Consider the following 17,804-nt stretch of genomic DNA (forward strand, 5'->3'; position numbering starts at 1 on the left):
TTGTTGGCCGTTATTTTAATCGACTTCCGGCACGCGTTGCTGTTCCTTTTTCGGTTCTTCGGCGTTTTTGTTTTTACGATCTTCGATAAACTTAATAAAGTCCGGAGCAAGATCCGAATCCGGTAAACGGTCGGTCGGATTGGTGGTGTCTTTTTCTTTTACTTTAGTAAAGATTTTACGCCATAATTCGCGCATCGTATCAAAATCCACCTCATACGAAAGTCCGATTCCCTGCGTATAGCCAATACCCTCTCCAATATAGTTAATATCGTTTTCGCGGTTAAAGGCTCTAGCTTTTAACGATCCGTCTTTATTGAGGCGTAACTGAAGCTCCACGTCACCTACGATAACCGATTCCTGGTTTCCGCCAACCGGTACACCAAATTTACCATTAATAGTAATACGATCGTCGATTTGAGACGAAACGGTAACCCCAACTTTACCCTGTGTTTGGGCAAATGGTGTCCTGTCGCCCTGAACAAAGTTAAATCCGACTTTCACTTTATCGTCACTACCGGCAAAAATATCGTCAAAAATAGAGCTGGCTCGTTCGAATAAACTTCCGTAAACCGAATTGGAAGCACTTTCGGCCGAAAGGAATCCACCGGTTCCTAGCAACGCCAACGCCTGTGTCTGACGGACGTCTCGGTCGCTTAGTTTATAATCGATTTCCGATTTTAATACCGAACTCACACTTGGGAATTCAATTCGGAAATCCGGTTCCGGGTTACTCAGGTTACCGTTTAGCATAATATAAACTTCCGTAGGCACTTTACGGCTAAAAGACGCATTGTCCAAAATAACCGCCGGATTGGCCTCGGTTTTATATACCGCCTGAAGGTTTAAAGCCGCATTCATCGGGTTTCCATCCCAACGAATGGTTCCGTATTCTTTTACTTCAAATTTCTTATCGATTAAGCCCAGGTATTTAAAGTTGTATTCTCCTTTATAGGTCTGGAAATCGCCCCACATATTAAATTTACCCATGGTGTTGATTTCCATCGTGATAAATCCTTCCCCTCTTCCTTTCATTCCGTGGCCGGTATTTTTGTCGAGAATAATTTCGATATCGGCATCACGGGTCATTCGGAATTCGAATTTAAGTTCAATTCCTTTAAACTTGTTCAGCACGACTTCTTCCAATCCTTTTTGCTTGGCTTCTTTTTCCTTTTTACTCAGGAAGTGGATAAACGAGTTGTTTCCGATACCCTGCGCATCGTTTAACGGAATCTTGATACTGGTTCCTTTGTTCGACTCGGCATCCATTTCGATATACAGGTTGTTGACCGGTCCGGTAATCGAAGCTTCTCCTTTGATAAATGCCCTTCCATAATAAATCGCATCTTCGTGATCCTGCGTATCAAGACCAAGCAGGTTATCCGATCGCAGTTTTAAGTCCAGTTGCCAGTCTTCGAGTTTTTTATGTCGGATCGTACCGTTAAGCGTTCCTTTTGTTTTTTCTTTGGTATCGGTGAGTTCGATATTTCTGAAAATAAACTGGTCTTCCGTCAAGTTGATCAGCGCATTTTCCTCGAAATTATAATCCACACCGAGATACGGGACTTTCATCCCGGCTTCATTCAGGTAAAGGCTGCCGTCTACTTCCGGATTCCGGACGCTACCTGCAATCGATGCTCTACCGGAGGCAAAACCGCGCATATCGGAAAAAATACTTCCCAGAAGCGGCCCGATCGGACTAATGTTAAATCGGGTAAACCCGGCATTTAACGCCAGTATACTTTCTTTATTGATGATCTCGATATTACCGTTCAGGAAGAAGTTCTCTACGTGATCGTTGATAATCGAGGAATTTACATTAAACTTTCGGAATGAATCTTCACCGGTTACTTCCAGATTCAGATCCCCCATCATCACTTTATTCACCTGAAGGGAATCGACCGTTAAAGCCGCTGTTGGTAAATAAATGGCTTTGTTTTGTTCGAGATTGACTTCACCGTTTAGTTTTCCGCCAAACGACATATTCTCCAGAGCCGGTGTGACTTTTTCCAGATCGACGTCGTTAAACGACAGGCGTAACTGTTTGTAGGTCGAATCTTTTAAAACACCTTCCAGTTCCACTTTCTGGTCATTATGCGACAGGATGACTTTTTCGATCGCGAAATCCGTTAATTTTTTATTGAAAACAACTTTGTTGTCTTTGGTATCTTTTTCGTTCAGGAACCACAGATAATCCCTGAAATTGATTTCCGATTTTTTAAGACCCACAACCGACTGGTTCTTTTCGTTGATCGTATGATACAAGTTCAGGTTAAAGAAATCCTGGTTTTTCGGTCCGCCTTTAAACTCCGAACGGACAAAAAGCGTATCGTTCATCGTTACATTGATCAAGCTAAAATCCGAAATTTTATAGCCTTTTGTCTTAATACTATCCAGTTCGACATAGGCGTTATACAACGGGTTTTTATTATCCACGTCGATACGGATGTTTTCAAACGTATTGTTATAGGCCACCACACTAGGCGACGAAAAATCCAACTGAAAATCGCCTTTATCGGCATCAATTTTTCCTTTTAGAATGGTGTTTTCACTTACAATTACCTTTGGCAGGAAGATTTCTACAATTTTGTTATAGATCGTAAAGTCGAAGTCCAGAAACTGCCCGGGTTTGAGTTTATTCGGCGAATAGTTCGCATATAAACTTCCCAATGCATTTTCGATAATCTTACGCACCTGTTTGATTTCATATTTCCCAACCACTTTCCCCTGAATAATATCGGGTGAATTGATCGTTATCGTTCGGACGTTTTGTTCGTCAAAAACCGATTCCACCAGGAAGTCCTGAAAGAAATAGCTATCGGTACTGTTCTGATAGGATGCATTGATCACATTTAATTTTCCGGCCAGATCGTCGAGTGTATTTCCTTTGGCGTTGAATTTTAATTCCCCTTTAAAAATGGAAAGGGTATCTTTTTTCATAAAATTCAACATATGTAGATCGGCATAATCGATTTGCGCCTGAAAATCGTAATTTTTCATACGCGAACTCATATCCACCAATCCGTTGAAATCCATTTTCAGGTTCGGATCATTACTGTTCAGGTAGCCTTTAAAGTAAGGCATTTTCATTTCTCCGTCGATCGTAATATTCCTGTAAGTGTATTTGTTATACGTCAGACTTTGAACTTTTCCTTTAAGCTTGGTATCGAGGTATTTTTTATTAAATCCTTTTCCGTTTACATCCAGATCCAAAGTCGCTCTTCCCAGATCTTTTTCTCCGGCAAGCATTCCGATATCGAAATTGTTCAGGGAAATAACGCCTTTGTACGTCGCGTTATTGATATTATTGATATTGGTCATGACCAACTGCGTGTTCAGTTCACCCAATCCGGACATCAGATAAATATCGGCATCAATCTTTGTTTTGGTCAATTCAATGCCACCGACCAAATCCACACGCCCCAATTTGTGGAGCGTTTCCGGGAGACTTTTCCCCAATACGCGCGGTAGAATTCCTTTTAGATTGGTATAATTGGACGTTACCCGATCGAAATTCCCTTTCATATAAAACTCCCCTTTTTTATTAAAGAGGTTTTTAAAGTTGACTGTTCCGATAATTTCGGAATCGTTCGTGTCCAACAATCGAAGGTCGTGTGTGGTAAAATTATTCAGTGTTCCCGTAAGATGCGTGGAAAGATAGAAACGCAGGTTTTTCCCGAATTCATTATAGAAATAATTCAGCTCGTTCGACGAAACGGAAGCTTTTTCCATATTGACATCAAACACGACTCTGTTATTAAAATCCGAAAAGTCTTTCGGTTTGTATTTCATGATCACGTCCCCGATCAAGGTCGATTCCTTGGTTTTCAGGTTTAGTTTTTCCAGACGGATATTTTCTTTGGAATAGGTAAAATTCGTCACCATATTTTCCACGAACAATCCTCTGTGATCCAACAACGACAATTGTTTGATATCGGCCGTAACCACCGGACCTTTGATTTTAAAGAAATCCAACTGACCGTTAAGTTTGGTAAAGTCGAGTACTTTCGGGTGTTCCAGATTTTCATCGATCAAGCGAAAGCGACTGGACGTAACATTCATTTGTGCCACTTTCATCAGGAACTTTCCGGTTCCCGGTTTCCCATCGTCAAAAGCCGCAATAAACTCGTCAAGGTTGGTTTTATCCTCGCCTTTGTATTTTTTCATTTTCAGATTCAAACCATCAATACTGGTTTTTCCGAAAATCAGTTTACCGTTAGAAAGTTTTTTAAAGTCGAGAATATTTGTCTGAAGTCGGTTGATATAGAACAGCGTATCCTTGTGTTTATCGGCCGCATAAATTCCTTTGATTTTTACGCCTCCAAAAACAGTAATCGCAATTTTATCAATATGCATATCGGTACCAAATTCCTTATTCAGTTCTTTGGTCGCATATTTTGCTATTTCGGTTTGTACAAAAGGTAATGACAAGGCAATACCCAACAGTAGTAAAAACAGGATTAAACCTACAATTACGCGAAATAGTATTTTTTTTAATTTTTTGATAGTCCTATTTGTTTTAAATTTGTCGGATCGACTCGTAAATTTAAGCAATTCGTAGGAATAAAACTATTATTTTTTTATTGCCCGAATTTACATTTCAAAGATAATACAGTCGATGGAAAATACATTCAAATTTCGTGCCTTTTTTATGACAAAATCACCAGTATATATACTAGCTATCGAGAGTTCGTGCGACGATACCGCGGCGGCTGTTTTAAAGGACAATAAAGTCCTGTCGAATGTCGTTGCCCGACAGTCGGTTCACGAAGAATATGGCGGTGTGGTTCCGGAGTTGGCTTCGCGTGCGCATCAGCAAAATATTGTTCCTGTAATCGACGTGGCGCTAAAGAAAGCCAGCGTAGAAAAAGATCAGATTTCAGCGGTAGCCTTTACACAAGGTCCCGGACTAATGGGATCGTTATTGGTAGGCAGCTCCTTTGCGAAATCACTGGCTATGGCACTGGATGTTCCGCTGATTGCCGTGAACCATATGCACGCTCATATTTTGGCACATTTTATAGACGAAGAAAACTACGACAAACCAGAATTTCCGTTTCTGGCGATGACCATTTCCGGCGGTCATACGCAGATTGTCCGCGTAGACAGCTTTTTTGACATGACCATTATTGGTGAAACAACCGACGATGCCGTTGGGGAAGCTTTTGATAAAAGTGCTAAAATTCTGGGATTACCCTATCCCGGCGGACCATTGGTAGACAAATATGCACAGTCCGGGAATCCAAAAGCGTACCCGTTTACCAAACCCAAAGTGGACGGATTGGATTTTAGTTTTAGCGGATTAAAAACGCAGATATTGTATTTTGTTCAGAAAAATGTAGCACAGGATCCGGATTTTATCACAAAAAACATCGAAGACATCTGTGCCTCGATCCAGTATACCATTATTCAGATTTTGATGGACAAGCTTAAAATGGCTGTCAAAGAAACCGGAATCAAGCAAGTAGCCATTGGCGGAGGTGTATCGGCCAATTCGGGAATCCGAAATACTTTGAAAGAAGCCGAACAAAAATACGGTTGGAAAACGTTTATTCCTAAATTCGAATATACAACCGATAATGCCGCGATGATCGGTATTGTGGGCTATCATAAATTTTTGGAAAACCAGTTTAACGATGCTTCGGTAGTATCGAAAGCACGGATCAAATTTTAATATGCAGTTATTCTATACTCCCGAAATAAACGAGCAACAAAAAGAGTTTTCTTTCGACAAGGAAGAAAGCAAACATATTGTTAAAGTTTTACGCAAACAGGAAGGTGATATTTTAAAAGTAACCAACGGTTTAGGGTATTTATTTACGACAGAAATCATATTGGCTTCCGACAAAAAATGTACGGTGCGAATCACCCATTCCGACTTCTTTGAACCGAACCGATTTTATATTCATATGGCTGTTGCACCAACCAAGATGAACGATCGTTACGAATGGTTTTTAGAAAAGGCAACCGAGATTGGCGTAAACGAAATCACTCCGATTATTTGTGATCATTCGGAACGAAAAACGATCAAAACCGAACGTTTTGACAAAATCATACAGTCGGCTATGAAGCAATCGTTACAGTTTCATTTGCCAAAACTCAACGAGCCGATAACTTTTAAGCAGTTTTTAGCACAAAAACACGAAGGGAATTTGTGTATTGCCCATTGTGAAGAAACCAGTAAAACATTGCTTAAAAACGCCATTAAATCCAACGAAAAATATACCGTTCTGATTGGTCCGGAAGGCGATTTTTCGGAAAAAGAAATACAAAGCGCACTGGAACTGAACTATATGCCGGTTTCATTGGGCAACACGCGACTACGCACCGAAACAGCGGCTATTGTAGCCTGCCATAGTATTGTATACGCTAACGAATAACAGCGATTCGGATGAAAAAATTATTCTTACTTTTAAGTATCGGATTTACAGCATTGGCTTTTTCGCAGGAAATCGCCGTTTTAAAATACAGTGGCGGCGGCGACTGGTACGGGAATCCTACTTCCCTACCCAATCTGGCTAAATTTTGCAATCAGAACATCCACACTAAAATCAATCCTAAAACGGCTGTCGTCGAAGCGGGAAGTCCGGATCTGTTTTCGTATGCTTTTATTCATATGACCGGTCACGGAAATGTTGTTTTTAGCGATAATGATGTTACCAATCTTAGAAACTACCTCACTTCCGGCGGTTTTCTACATATTGATGATAATTATGGTATGGATCAATACATCCGCAGGGAACTAAAACGAATTTTCCCGAATAACCCGTTAACGGAGATTCCAAACAACCACGCGATCTACCAGCAACCTTTTCCATTTCCGAACGGTTTACCTAAAATACACGAACACGACAATAAACGTCCACAGGCTTTCGGTATTTTTATCGACAATCGCCTGGTATGTATGTACACCTATGAAACCGACCTTGGCGACGGATGGGAAGATCAGGAAGTACATAACGATCCCTTTGAAGTACGTCAAAAAGCCTTAAAAATGGGTGCAAATATTGTTAATTACGCTTTTAAAAACTAAACCTGACGGAACAGTCTTTTTCAAAAACGCCTCGTTTTAGCCAAAACGTTTCCATTACCTATACCCGTTCGTATAAAAGATCGGGGAAACTTCCCATTTACAATAGCGACCTATTATATCCTTATGCTTAAAAGCATTTGGAAAAATTGTCCTGTCCAGATCGTTTAGGCTACCGATATAGCATCTTACAAATTAATTAACAAACTGTGTATAAATCACATTTTTACAAAATTTCTTAATTTTTAATCACTTTTTTAAGATAATCTTTTTATAATTTATTTTTTTGTTATATTATTGTGTTAATATTTAACCAAATCTCATAACTATTTAACAATTTTATTATGAAAAAACTATTATTATCAGCAGCAGTGCTGTTATTCTTAGTCTCGTGTGACAAAGATGAAGCAAGTGTAAACGATTCTGCAACGGGTGCCAAACTAACCGAAAGAGGTTGTGCTTCGCATCAGGTTTTGGAAGAACAATTGCGTCATGATCCGAGTCTGGCTATTAAAATGAATGAAATTGAAGAGTTCACGCAACGTGCCATGCTTCAGAACCGACTTGTAAACGGGAAAATTGAAATTCCGGTAGTTGTAAATGTGTTGTATCGTACTACCGCTGAAAACATTTCACTGGCACAAATCCAATCGCAAATTGATGTCTTAAACAGAGATTTTAATGCCACCAATACTGACTTCGGATCGGTACCGGCTTTATTTGCTGGCGTAAAAGCCAATGTTGGAATTTCTTTCGTATTGGATGTGGTGAATCGTAAATCGACAACCAAAACGTCATGGGGAACCAATGATGCGATGAAAAAAACAGCACAGGGAGGACTTAATCCTACTTCGCCAACAACCAAGTTAAACCTTTGGGTATGTACAATTGGTGGCGGAATCTTAGGATATGCTCAATTCCCGGGCGGATCGTCTGCAACAGACGGTGTGGTAATCGACTCTAAATATTTAGGAACTACCGGAACTGCAACCGCTCCGTTTAACAAAGGTAGAACCGCTACACACGAAGTAGGTCACTGGATGAACCTAAGACATATTTGGGGTGATGCAACCTGCGGAAACGATTTAGTTGCCGATACACCTACACACAACGCACCAAACTACGGTGTTCCGGCTTATCCACACTACAGTACTTGTTCCGGAACTCCGGTTGAAATGACGATGAACTATATGGATTATGTAGACGATGCAGCAATGTATATGTTTAGTAACGGACAAAAATCGAGAATGCTAGCTACTTTTGCAACAGGCGGACCGCGTAACTCATTTGCGCAACCGTAAACTTCCGATTTAAAAGTTTAAAACTCGCTGTAATAGCGAGTTTTTTTTTATCTTAGTTTTCCTAATAAAGATACTATGAACGCTAAAGAAATCTCCAATGGAATTGTGAGTGCCGCGGTAAAACTGGCCTTGATTACCCTGTTATTATTTTTTATATATCAGGTACAATCCGTATTCGTATATCTATTGGTAGCACTGGTAATCAGCCTGATCGGAACGCCGATTATGAATATCTTAAAAAAGCGTTTAAAATTCCGTCATACGTTGGCCGTGGTAACCACGATGATCATTTTTATTCTGATCGCTGTGAGTTTGATCATGATGTTTGTTCCGTTATTACTGTCACAAGGGCAAAATCTGTCTCTTTTGAACACCGCTTCGATGGAACAGGATTTTAATAATCTTATTTTTCAGATCAGTTCTTATCTTAATGATCATAATATAGATGCCGGAAAACTGATGGAAAATTCGAATTGGACTTCAAAGATCAACTTTGACCTTATTCCGAATTTTTTAAATTCCCTGATTGGAACGCTAAGTAGTTTTGGCGTTGGAATTGCGTCGGTATTTTTTATCACCTTTTTCTTTTTAAAAGACCAGGATCTTTTTATTTCGATTTCAAAAAAAATACTACCGGATCAACATGAAGACAAAATCCTGTCGTCGGTAGAAAAAATCAACGAGTTACTTTCCCGCTATTTTATCGGTTTGTTATTGCAATTGTTTATCGTATTCGTTTTATACCTGATTGTATTATTGATTTTTGGTATCGAAAACGCCTTTGTAATCGCATTTTTATGTGCCGTATTGAACATCATCCCGTATATCGGTCCGCTAATTGGAACCGTGTTAGCGCTTACGTTAACACTACTTAGCAATCTGGGAACCGATTTTAAAACCGAAATGCTACCGACCGCTATTTATGTGATGATCGGTTTTATGGTGGTACAGTTAATTGACAATAATATTAGTCAGCCGATAATTTTTTCAAACAGTATTAAGTCACATCCACTCGAAATCTTCCTGGTAATTCTTATTTTTGGGCTGCTTTTTGGTGTATTCGGAATGATTTTAGCTGTTCCTTTTTATACCGTTTTAAAAGTAATCGGGAAAGAATTTTTCCCGGATAACCAGATTATTAAAATTTTCACCAAAAACATTTAGTATTGATACCAGCGTTGTTACAACCGGACGTACAGGATTTTATCAACCAGAATTACCTTGCGGATCTTAAAAAACTGGCATTGCGCCGGAATCCGTTTCCGGAAATCAGCTGGCCGGACCTTTTAAACCAGTTACAGGCCAAAAGCAAGGCAAAAGAGAAACTCCCCACCTGGTTTGCTGCTGAAAATATCATTTATCCGCAAAAAATATCGATCGAGCAAACTTCATCGGAACAAACCGCTGCGTATAAAGCAACCCTGATTCAAGGCAATACGCTTATCGATCTGACCGGTGGTTTTGGTATCGATGACTATTATTTTGCGCAACACTTTAAACAGGTTACCCATTGTGAAATCAATCCGGAATTATCGGAAATCGTTGCGCATAATTACACCCAATTACATATAAAAAACATTGATTGTCAGCAAGGTGATAGTCATGATATCATTCAAAAGTTGAATACCCGTTGGGATTGGATTTATATCGATCCTTCCCGTCGTAACGACGCCAAAGGCAAAGTATTTATGCTACGGGATTGTTTGCCAAACGTACCCGATTCGCTGGATTTTTATTTTCAATATAGCGACCATATACTGATTAAAACGGCACCTTTACTCGATATTAAAGCCGGTTTATCCGAATTGCGTTTTGTTCGAAAAATTCATGTTGTTGCACTCGACAATGAAGTAAAAGAACTGTTATGGGAAATTGAAAAAGACTATGCCGGTCCGATTGAAATTCACGCCGTTGCGCTTTCAAAAGATGGTGAAACAGTCTTTAGCACGATTTATGATCAATTAATGCCGGCAACCTATTCCATGCCGCAACAGTATTTGTACGAACCCAATAGCGCCATCCTTAAAACCGGTGCTTTCGATGCGGTGAGTGCTATTTATAAAATCGGAAAATTACATCCGCATTCGCATTTGTACACTTCCGATGCGCCACTTGATTTTCCCGGACGTCGTTTCCGGATCGAAGCAGTAGTTCCGTATCAGAAAACCGAAATCAAAAGCCATATCGAAGGCAAACAATTCAATGTTACCACCCGTAATTTCCCGTTATCGGTAGAAGAACTCCGTAAAAAATGGAAAATTAAAGACGGTGGAAATGCGTATTGTTTTTTTACCACGAATATCGACAATGAAAAAATTATAGTAATTTGCAGCAAAATTTAAGATTACCATGAGAAAACTCTTTCTAAGCCTGTTCTTTTTCCTAAGCCTATACTCCTATTCGCAAACGATTAAATGTGAATACGATTACGATGAAAAAACGGATTCCACGTTGATCAAAAAAACGCCGGACTACCTGATTCATGAAAACGTATTTGGAACGACCTCCACTTTTGTGTTTTTCTCATTGGTTAATTCAGATGGAACACCTTATTTAAACCTTCATATTCTTAAAAAGAGTAAAGACTTTATCAAAGCGACCTGTGTAAATGCCGCTTCGCGAATTTTTCTGCAATTGTCCAACGGTAAGATTGTTACCTTGATTAACAGTTCTGATGAAAATTGTAGCAACCTGACCTATAATTCGGCTGAGCGCGATAACATTTCGATTCTTAACAGTTATTTTCTGTTTTCGAAAGACGGTTATGAAGATCTGAAAAAATACCCGATTACTTTGGTTCGGGTTAAATTTGCTTCCGAAGCTATTGATTATATCATGCATAAGGAACTCCGATCGGATACCTTTAAAGACACGGTCTATAATCCCGAAAATTATTTTATAAACTACCTCAAATGTGTAGAATAGCAAAAACCGGCATTGCCGGTTTTTTTATTGTAATAACATCAGATCGTTTCTATTTTTTAGTTTCTCCTTATCCGTCTGCTGCGATTGTAACGAGTGTCGTTAGTAAGAGCTGGAAATATGCTTGGGTTTGTATTTTAAAATATGAAAGAAAATCTTTAATAGCAAAGTCATTTGTCTGCCAAACACTTTTCTAAAAGATAAAGCTATTCCACATTCTAATACAAAATGTCACTTTTTAGTTTTAAAATGTTCCAAATCACATCATTAAAACCTCATTTTGCGAAATAATACAAATTAAAAAATCGCAATTTATTTAAAAATCATTAAAAACAGGTAATTATACGTTGCCCCTTTTTTTAAAAGGATTCTACATTGCACTAGCAAAAAGCGCTCAAATTTACTCTTTTAACATCGCAAATCGTGGAGTCCAGAAACCACTAAAAAAACGGGGCGTTACTGAAAAGCCTTACGAGTAAGAATCAACCAACAAACACAAAAAACTATGGCAACTTATCCTTACACACAAGTGACTTTGCTAGTAAACAGTATTCAAGCGACTACTGTTGTATCTATTGTATCCGGAATGCAAGTATCCACAACTACTTTTACTTCACCAGCAGGTGATTTAGGTTCGGTTACACTATCGCCGGTACAACCAACTGCTACAAATGTTGAGTTCCAAGCGGGTTTACAAACCTTACAAATTGACACGATGACTTTTAGAGCACAATTCGGACTTGACTCCGGTCAGGTATTTGCCAGTGGACGTGCTACCGATCAGCAAGGTCAAAACGAAACGGCTTTCTCTAAACAAATAGCGACCTGGTCCTAATCCTGACTGATATACCGGAAAATTTCCTGGGTTTTGCAAATGTTCTCCACTAAGATCACTAGGCTTGTTTCAAACAGGCTTCATACTTGTATCTTTTGGGTATTGCTTTTGGGCATACTCACGGGCTTGCCTGTGACTACCACAGCCCAGGAAATTCCTTCCTATACGTATCAGGATAGTACCGCGATCATTAAACCCGGTACGGGAGGCATTCGCTATTTTGGCGATCTTTCCATACAATACAATATCGACAGTACCGGTAAAATTGTGGTATGTACCTTAACGCTCAATACGGTAATCGTTGGAATCGTTTCCTTAACCGGAACCAATCCTGTTTATCCGTTTGACGTAAAAGCCGGACTTGGTTCGGCAAACGGAACCCTAACCCTGAATCTTGTTTACCCTCCGTTAATTGCCACTTTAAAAGGTGATTTTAGCTATTCCGTTTCGGCCAACAATACCCGTTATCCCTTTATGGGCGATCTGGTAGGCTGGTATATTCCAAACTGAATCGCAAACAAACTTGCCGGAACTAGCGGACTATTTTTTACTTAACCTAAGTTCATTACCGATATGGCAAGTTTACAATTTACCAATACCACATCCGGAAATGCCGCTTTATATGTTGCCAGCGATAATTCGTACTGGTTTGCTTATTTACTGGCAAAAGGTGTTTCCATTCCGGAAAGCGATACGCTAACACTGGAAGAATTACCCAATTATAATGGCTACTTTTTATTTGCTTATAGTAGTCCAACACTGGATGCGAACACGTTCGTAAACAATGTCTACACCTTTTTAGGCCCCTTAAAAACCTATCAATCGGCTTCGGTAGTTTGGTTTAAAGACCCGAATGCCACACTTACCACCAGTAATACCACTCAGCTTATATTAACAGGCGGCACCAATGGTGTTTATTCTGTTTTAAGTACTTACAATTTTAACTTCGGCAATAACTATGCAACCCTGTTTATTAGTAATAGCAGTGTCGCACTCAATATAGATTTTACGAACAATACGTTTCTGATATCCGGGCAGATTGGTGCTAACAATTATACCTTCCGTCCGAACAATCAATCCTCATCGTCTCAGATCATGGGGAACATCGAAATACCACTTACCGGAAAAGGTCAAGGGCATTTTCGTTTTGTATTGGGCTTTTACGCCGCTTCCGATTTTACGAGCTTTAACGTAGCACAACAATATTGTTTCCCGGACAGTACCAATAATAATACGCCTACCGTGATCAATTATTCGCAAATCGTTCCCGGTAATATGAACGATCTGATACAGATGCAGGCTAGTATTTTCCCATGTGATTTATTAAACAAAAACGGACTCAATTCCTATCTTGCTTTTTTAGGAACCACTTATAACACCAACACAAAAGGCTATCGGCTTACGTCACTTTCCTCCTATTATCAGACGAATTTTGGCTATCCGATACAATTGATCCCGTATACCAACTTTTCCGATATCGGCACCTCCAAAAACTATCCGGAAGCCAATTGCGGCCTACTCGTTTTTAGTGAGCAAAGCCCCGGTAACCAATCGGCCATATGGTATATGGTGCCACAGGGTGCGCTTACGCTAACACTGGACAGTGCCTATAAATCCTATGTCGATACTCAGGAACAAATGCAGTTGATGTGCGGACTTAGTGCTACGGAAACGATTAGCTTTACACCGCAATTTATAGACGCTTCCCTTGTTGTAACCGGAACCGGAGACTGGCTGTATTTTAATCCGAATCAGTATGCCTATGCGCCACAGTTTCCCATTCAGGCAACGCAAAATGTCGTAGGAAGCAACACCACTCAGGAATGGTTGTCGTACCAATATGATACCGCCTGGAGTGGAATCGTAATGGTCAACACCAATAAAACGCCAATTGTTTACCATGCACAACCTCAGGGTTCTGCTTTATTCGCGCCGACACAGGATGTTAGTTCACCTTTATTTGATCATCTAGTTACCGGTTCCGGTGTCTTATCCGCCGCTCAGGAAACCATTTATGTTCCGATGGTTCCGTATGGAAACGTACAAACGAGTTCCTCGGCTACTGTTGATTATTCCTTATTTGAAAAACAGATCTTAAATCCGACGCGAAAAAACCTGATTGCACAGGCGATGCAAAAACAAAATATATCGGCCGCTCCAAACGGATTACACAGCGCACGTGCCGCCACCGAAGATACCGGAATATCATCCACCAGTCCACAGGGTTTTTATGTAAATGTAAACCAGCAAACCGGCGTTTGGGATGTATTGCAACTGGCCAGTAATCAGTTTATGACAGCCGAAGGAACCTTGTCTAAGGTTTTTGACCTTCAGTTTACTCCGGCAAGTTCGACCTTACAAACTGCCTTGCAATCCAACCAGTTATTTCTGGTGATATCCTACAATGAACAACTCAGCGATGGTACTTATGTACTGGATAATTTCAGCAATGAAATGGAAATCGCCGAATGGCCTTTTATCCTTAACGTTCCGAAAGAACCAACCAACGGGAAATATAAAAACGTTTTGATTTTTAAATTCTGTACCGGTGCCTTAATCGACAAAGTACAGAACATACAGGGATGGAACTCGCCTGACACTTTTAACGATACAACCAATAGCGGCCTTCCGAATCTAAGTATGTGGTTGCAGCAATACATACAAAGCGGTATGGATCAGTATACCGTTCGAAAGGATTTCGATTATGCCAACTTTTACAATATCGCGACCAATCCGGCCTGGCAAGGTGTCATCGCATTGGGAGTAGACATCAGCGTACAGGATTTCCCAGTTGAACTACAAGGCTTATTGGCCGGAATTGACTTAAATAGTTTTTATGCCCATCATTTCGGAATCAACATCAGCATCGTTAATAATGACAGCGGTGTTGTCGCCATGCAACCGAGTAGTTCGATGTTTGCATTGATCGATTATCAGGATCAGACCTTTTATGGCCTGGGATCGAATCCGGATGTCTATAAAGCCAAAGCCCCTATTAACGGTGCAGTAGATTATGACTTTGTCGTCCTGCAATTAAAAATAGTCTTTACCAATAGTAAGATTTGCAATTATAACAGTTATCTGGCACTTACCGTCAACAAATTATTTGGCGAAAAAATCGATTCCAGCAATCGAAACAATTTGATCATATTAACCGGAACCTACGAAAACAGTAATGGCGTACCCTCGTATACGTTTATGAATACGTCCGATAATATCCTGAATCTGGTTAACACCAACATCATCACGGAAGTCGAAATTATCAAAACCACCTTTGTAACTGTAGTGCCGCAGGATGATGAAGGAAGCAGTACGGTTTACTCGAAATTCTCGTTCTGGGGCTTTATCAATTACACCAAACTGGATGGCTTTGATCTGTTCTCATTTGGTACCGAAGCGGGCAGTCAGAACAATCATTTTAAAGGACTATCCTATTCCAATATGTATATTGACCTTACGTTTCAGCTGGAAACGCCAACCGTCAAAACATTTACTTTTGATATCGGACAAATGGCATTCGACATTGGACAAAGCACACCACGTGCCGACAGTTTGTATTCCCACTTTCCGTTGCAACTTTCGGGAATCAGTTGGGGAAATAATAGTGATACACCTACTCAACAGGGCTATCTCAATGTATCGATGCCGGAACTACAAAACCAGCAAAGCGTAAGCGGCGAATGGTATGCTCTGGTATTTAACCTCAATATGGGAACACTGGGCGCCTTGGCCAGTTCGGCCGGTTTTACCTCCTCTTTTATGATGGCCTGGTGTGTTGGCGCCAAAGGAGCCTGGGCGGGTGTAAAACTCCCGGGTGTTAATCCGCAGGCACCATCTTTTAGCTTACAGGGCGTACTCAAACTTAACATCGGTTCGATTATGCTACAAACCGCCACCGGAACCGATAGTATCGCCTATCTGATGAAAATAAACAACATCGCTTTGGACGTATTTAGCCTTTCGTTTCCGCCGGGTGGTAACATTAGTTTTATGTTGTTCGGAAATCCGGCTTCCGATGCCAAACCTGAAAGTCTTGGATGGTATGGTGCCTATGTCAAAAGTTAAATAATTAAAACAGAACCCCATGTCTTTAACCGACCAAATAAAAATATTAGTTGACAATGTTGCTGCTATTACAGAAGACAGCGCACAGGAACAGCGCACAATAATAGCCGATTTTCTATCGAGTGCCGAAAATCAAACCATCCGGGTATATGTTACCGATACCTCCGGAATGGGACATCAGTCCAATACCGTGATGATCATGTATCGCTTGATCCAACTGGGTTTTAATCATAATTTCGAAGTTGTCTATGCGGAAGGCGGAGCTGGAAATGATACCGCCTCCAAGCTGGCCAATTTGATTCCCGGATATGTCCCTAATGGGAATAATCCTGTAAATGTGACAATAAGTACCAATCCTACAGTGGTAGCATCCATAATTCCCTTAACCTATTTCATAGCCAATATTACCAGCTACCCTATTCAGAATTTTGGGATTACCGGAGGCTATGACAGTAAAAGTACCAATCTAGCTGATGCTCCTAAGGCTGCAACAGTCAATCCTACTAAAGCTGCAACACCCGGTGTGAATGTCAACTTCTTTTTAAAATTGCAACCGTATCAATGGCTACAACAAAATGCCATTCAACGTTTCGGTGTAGATGCTGCAAATTCAATCGTACTGGAAACAGTCCCAGCATTAGGAGCTGCAACGTATTCTAAAAAAAGAGGCTATTTTATTAATCCGCCACAAAAACCAACAGAAGCAGCTTTTACAGGTGCCAATGCGGCAAAATATGCTTCTTATAAAGCCATAACAGAGGCTGCCGAATCAACTACTAAACCAATTAACCTACTGCCGGTCTACGGAATTGGAGGAAGTGAACCATCAGGAGTGACGGAAGCCAGTGTTAATATCCTTTCCCAAAATGTACTATTCGATCTGATCACCGCCGTACGTTATTCACAACGTTTTGGTTCCGGAAATCAGCAACGGGGTGCTATTATTGTAAACATTGCCAACATACCGGATACGGCTTACGACTCGTTAAATGTACTTTTAACCGGTGCAGCGCCAAACCTTGCCACCGTAAATGAAATGGTTACACAATTACCAGCCATTCAAGGGGATTTGGCAACCAATGCGGTTGAAGTGATCAGTTATTCCGACCCTTTATTAAATGAAAAAATAGCGATCGTAAACGGTACCGATGGCGCCAACAAAATACTGGTTGTTAAAATGGGTGGTATTCCGGTTAGTGCCTTTAATTATATGTATTCCCTGAGTAAACTACCATGCGTACTGGAAGGAAAGGCTACAGCCAATATGGTATTAAACCTGAACATCCCCTACCTAAATATTTTAAAAGATACGAAAGTCGTGTACCCTACGCTACCATTATCCGCAGCCGATTGTCAACAGGCAAAAGATTGTAACGCTGTTTCCGCTTCGTTTAAAGTAACCCCCGAAACCATGAATACCAAAATGGAAGAAAATCCATTTAGTCTCGATCCGCCATCGGATGGCTTTAAAACCACGCCAGCCTATATCATTAGCGACTATATCACAAAGGTCTATAACACCAGTGGTGGCGCTGATTCTCTGAATACCTATTTTACCAATTTACAGGCATTTTTTCAAAACCAGCAGCAGGATAAGTTATATCTGGGACTTCTTTATTTTATCAGTTATAAAGACTCCCTAACCAATTAAAGG

12 protein-coding genes are annotated in these 17,804 nt (G+C 40.3%); 11 read left to right on the forward strand and 1 reads right to left on the reverse strand.

What is annotated here, in order from left to right:
- Positions 1-15: 15 nt before the first annotated feature.
- On the reverse strand, positions 16-4,428 hold the full coding sequence (locus AAFN64_RS08845; protein WP_347760154.1) for a translocation/assembly module TamB domain-containing protein: 4,413 nt from the start codon (positions 4,426-4,428) through the stop codon (positions 16-18).
- A 220-nt stretch (positions 4,429-4,648) separates the two neighbouring features.
- On the opposite strand from AAFN64_RS08845, the gene tsaD reads away from it, so the two are divergent.
- The 11 genes from tsaD to AAFN64_RS08900 all read left to right on the forward strand — a co-directional run bounded on the left by tsaD (position 4,649) and on the right by AAFN64_RS08900 (position 17,801).
- Positions 4,649-5,671, forward strand: coding sequence for a tRNA (adenosine(37)-N6)-threonylcarbamoyltransferase complex transferase subunit TsaD (gene tsaD, locus AAFN64_RS08850; RefSeq protein ID WP_347760155.1), 1,023 nt, complete (start codon positions 4,649-4,651; stop codon positions 5,669-5,671).
- Between the two features lies 1 nt (position 5,672).
- The gene (locus AAFN64_RS08855) at positions 5,673-6,377 is read left to right on the forward strand and encodes a 16S rRNA (uracil(1498)-N(3))-methyltransferase (protein ID WP_300488877.1); all 705 of its coding nucleotides are present in this window, start codon (positions 5,673-5,675) and stop codon (positions 6,375-6,377) included.
- Between the two features lie 11 nt (positions 6,378-6,388).
- Entirely contained in the window at positions 6,389-7,030 is a 642-nt protein-coding gene (locus AAFN64_RS08860) for a DUF4159 domain-containing protein (RefSeq protein ID WP_347760156.1), read from the forward strand.
- A 341-nt stretch (positions 7,031-7,371) separates the two neighbouring features.
- Entirely contained in the window at positions 7,372-8,328 is a 957-nt protein-coding gene (locus AAFN64_RS08865; RefSeq protein ID WP_300488882.1) for a zinc metalloprotease, read from the forward strand.
- A gap of 75 nt (positions 8,329-8,403) precedes the next feature.
- Positions 8,404-9,492 (forward strand): AI-2E family transporter, encoded by a 1,089-nt coding sequence (locus AAFN64_RS08870; protein WP_347760157.1) that lies wholly within the window; start codon positions 8,404-8,406, stop codon positions 9,490-9,492.
- Positions 9,493-9,494: 2 nt separating this feature from the next.
- Positions 9,495-10,670, forward strand: coding sequence for a class I SAM-dependent methyltransferase (locus tag AAFN64_RS08875; protein WP_347760158.1), 1,176 nt, complete (start codon positions 9,495-9,497; stop codon positions 10,668-10,670).
- 7 nt (positions 10,671-10,677) lie between these two features.
- Complete coding sequence (locus AAFN64_RS08880) at positions 10,678-11,253, forward strand: hypothetical protein (protein ID WP_347760159.1); 576 nt, start codon at positions 10,678-10,680, stop codon at positions 11,251-11,253.
- 502 nt (positions 11,254-11,755) lie between these two features.
- Entirely contained in the window at positions 11,756-12,085 is a 330-nt protein-coding gene (locus AAFN64_RS08885) for a hypothetical protein (RefSeq protein WP_300488893.1), read from the forward strand.
- Positions 12,086-12,217: 132 nt separating this feature from the next.
- Complete coding sequence (locus tag AAFN64_RS08890; RefSeq protein WP_300488896.1) at positions 12,218-12,595, forward strand: hypothetical protein; 378 nt, start codon at positions 12,218-12,220, stop codon at positions 12,593-12,595.
- A 63-nt stretch (positions 12,596-12,658) separates the two neighbouring features.
- Positions 12,659-16,150: a hypothetical protein gene (locus tag AAFN64_RS08895; RefSeq protein ID WP_347760160.1), complete on the forward strand. Its 3,492-nt coding sequence runs from the start codon at positions 12,659-12,661 to the stop codon at positions 16,148-16,150.
- Positions 16,151-16,169: 19 nt separating this feature from the next.
- Positions 16,170-17,801, forward strand: a complete 1,632-nt coding sequence (locus AAFN64_RS08900; RefSeq protein ID WP_347760161.1) for a hypothetical protein — start codon at positions 16,170-16,172, stop codon at positions 17,799-17,801.
- Positions 17,802-17,804: the final 3 nt, after the last annotated feature.

This window comes from Flavobacterium sp. CAU 1735 (assembly GCF_039888695.1).
Classification (GTDB): domain Bacteria; phylum Bacteroidota; class Bacteroidia; order Flavobacteriales; family Flavobacteriaceae; genus Flavobacterium.

Excerpts from the sequence above, each read along its gene's own strand:
- AAFN64_RS08900 (WP_347760161.1), top strand. The coding sequence starts at position 16,170 with ATGTCTTTAACCGACCAAATAAAAATATTAGTTGACAATGTTGCTGCT.
- AAFN64_RS08880 (WP_347760159.1), top strand. The coding sequence starts at position 10,678 with ATGAGAAAACTCTTTCTAAGCCTGTTCTTTTTCCTAAGCCTATACTCC.
- AAFN64_RS08860 (WP_347760156.1), top strand. The coding sequence starts at position 6,389 with ATGAAAAAATTATTCTTACTTTTAAGTATCGGATTTACAGCATTGGCT.
- tsaD (WP_347760155.1), top strand. The coding sequence starts at position 4,649 with ATGACAAAATCACCAGTATATATACTAGCTATCGAGAGTTCGTGCGAC.
- AAFN64_RS08865 (WP_300488882.1), top strand. The coding sequence starts at position 7,372 with ATGAAAAAACTATTATTATCAGCAGCAGTGCTGTTATTCTTAGTCTCG.
- AAFN64_RS08895 (WP_347760160.1), top strand. The coding sequence starts at position 12,659 with ATGGCAAGTTTACAATTTACCAATACCACATCCGGAAATGCCGCTTTA.
- AAFN64_RS08870 (WP_347760157.1), top strand. The coding sequence starts at position 8,404 with ATGAACGCTAAAGAAATCTCCAATGGAATTGTGAGTGCCGCGGTAAAA.
- AAFN64_RS08855 (WP_300488877.1), top strand. The coding sequence starts at position 5,673 with ATGCAGTTATTCTATACTCCCGAAATAAACGAGCAACAAAAAGAGTTT.
- AAFN64_RS08885 (WP_300488893.1), top strand. The coding sequence starts at position 11,756 with ATGGCAACTTATCCTTACACACAAGTGACTTTGCTAGTAAACAGTATT.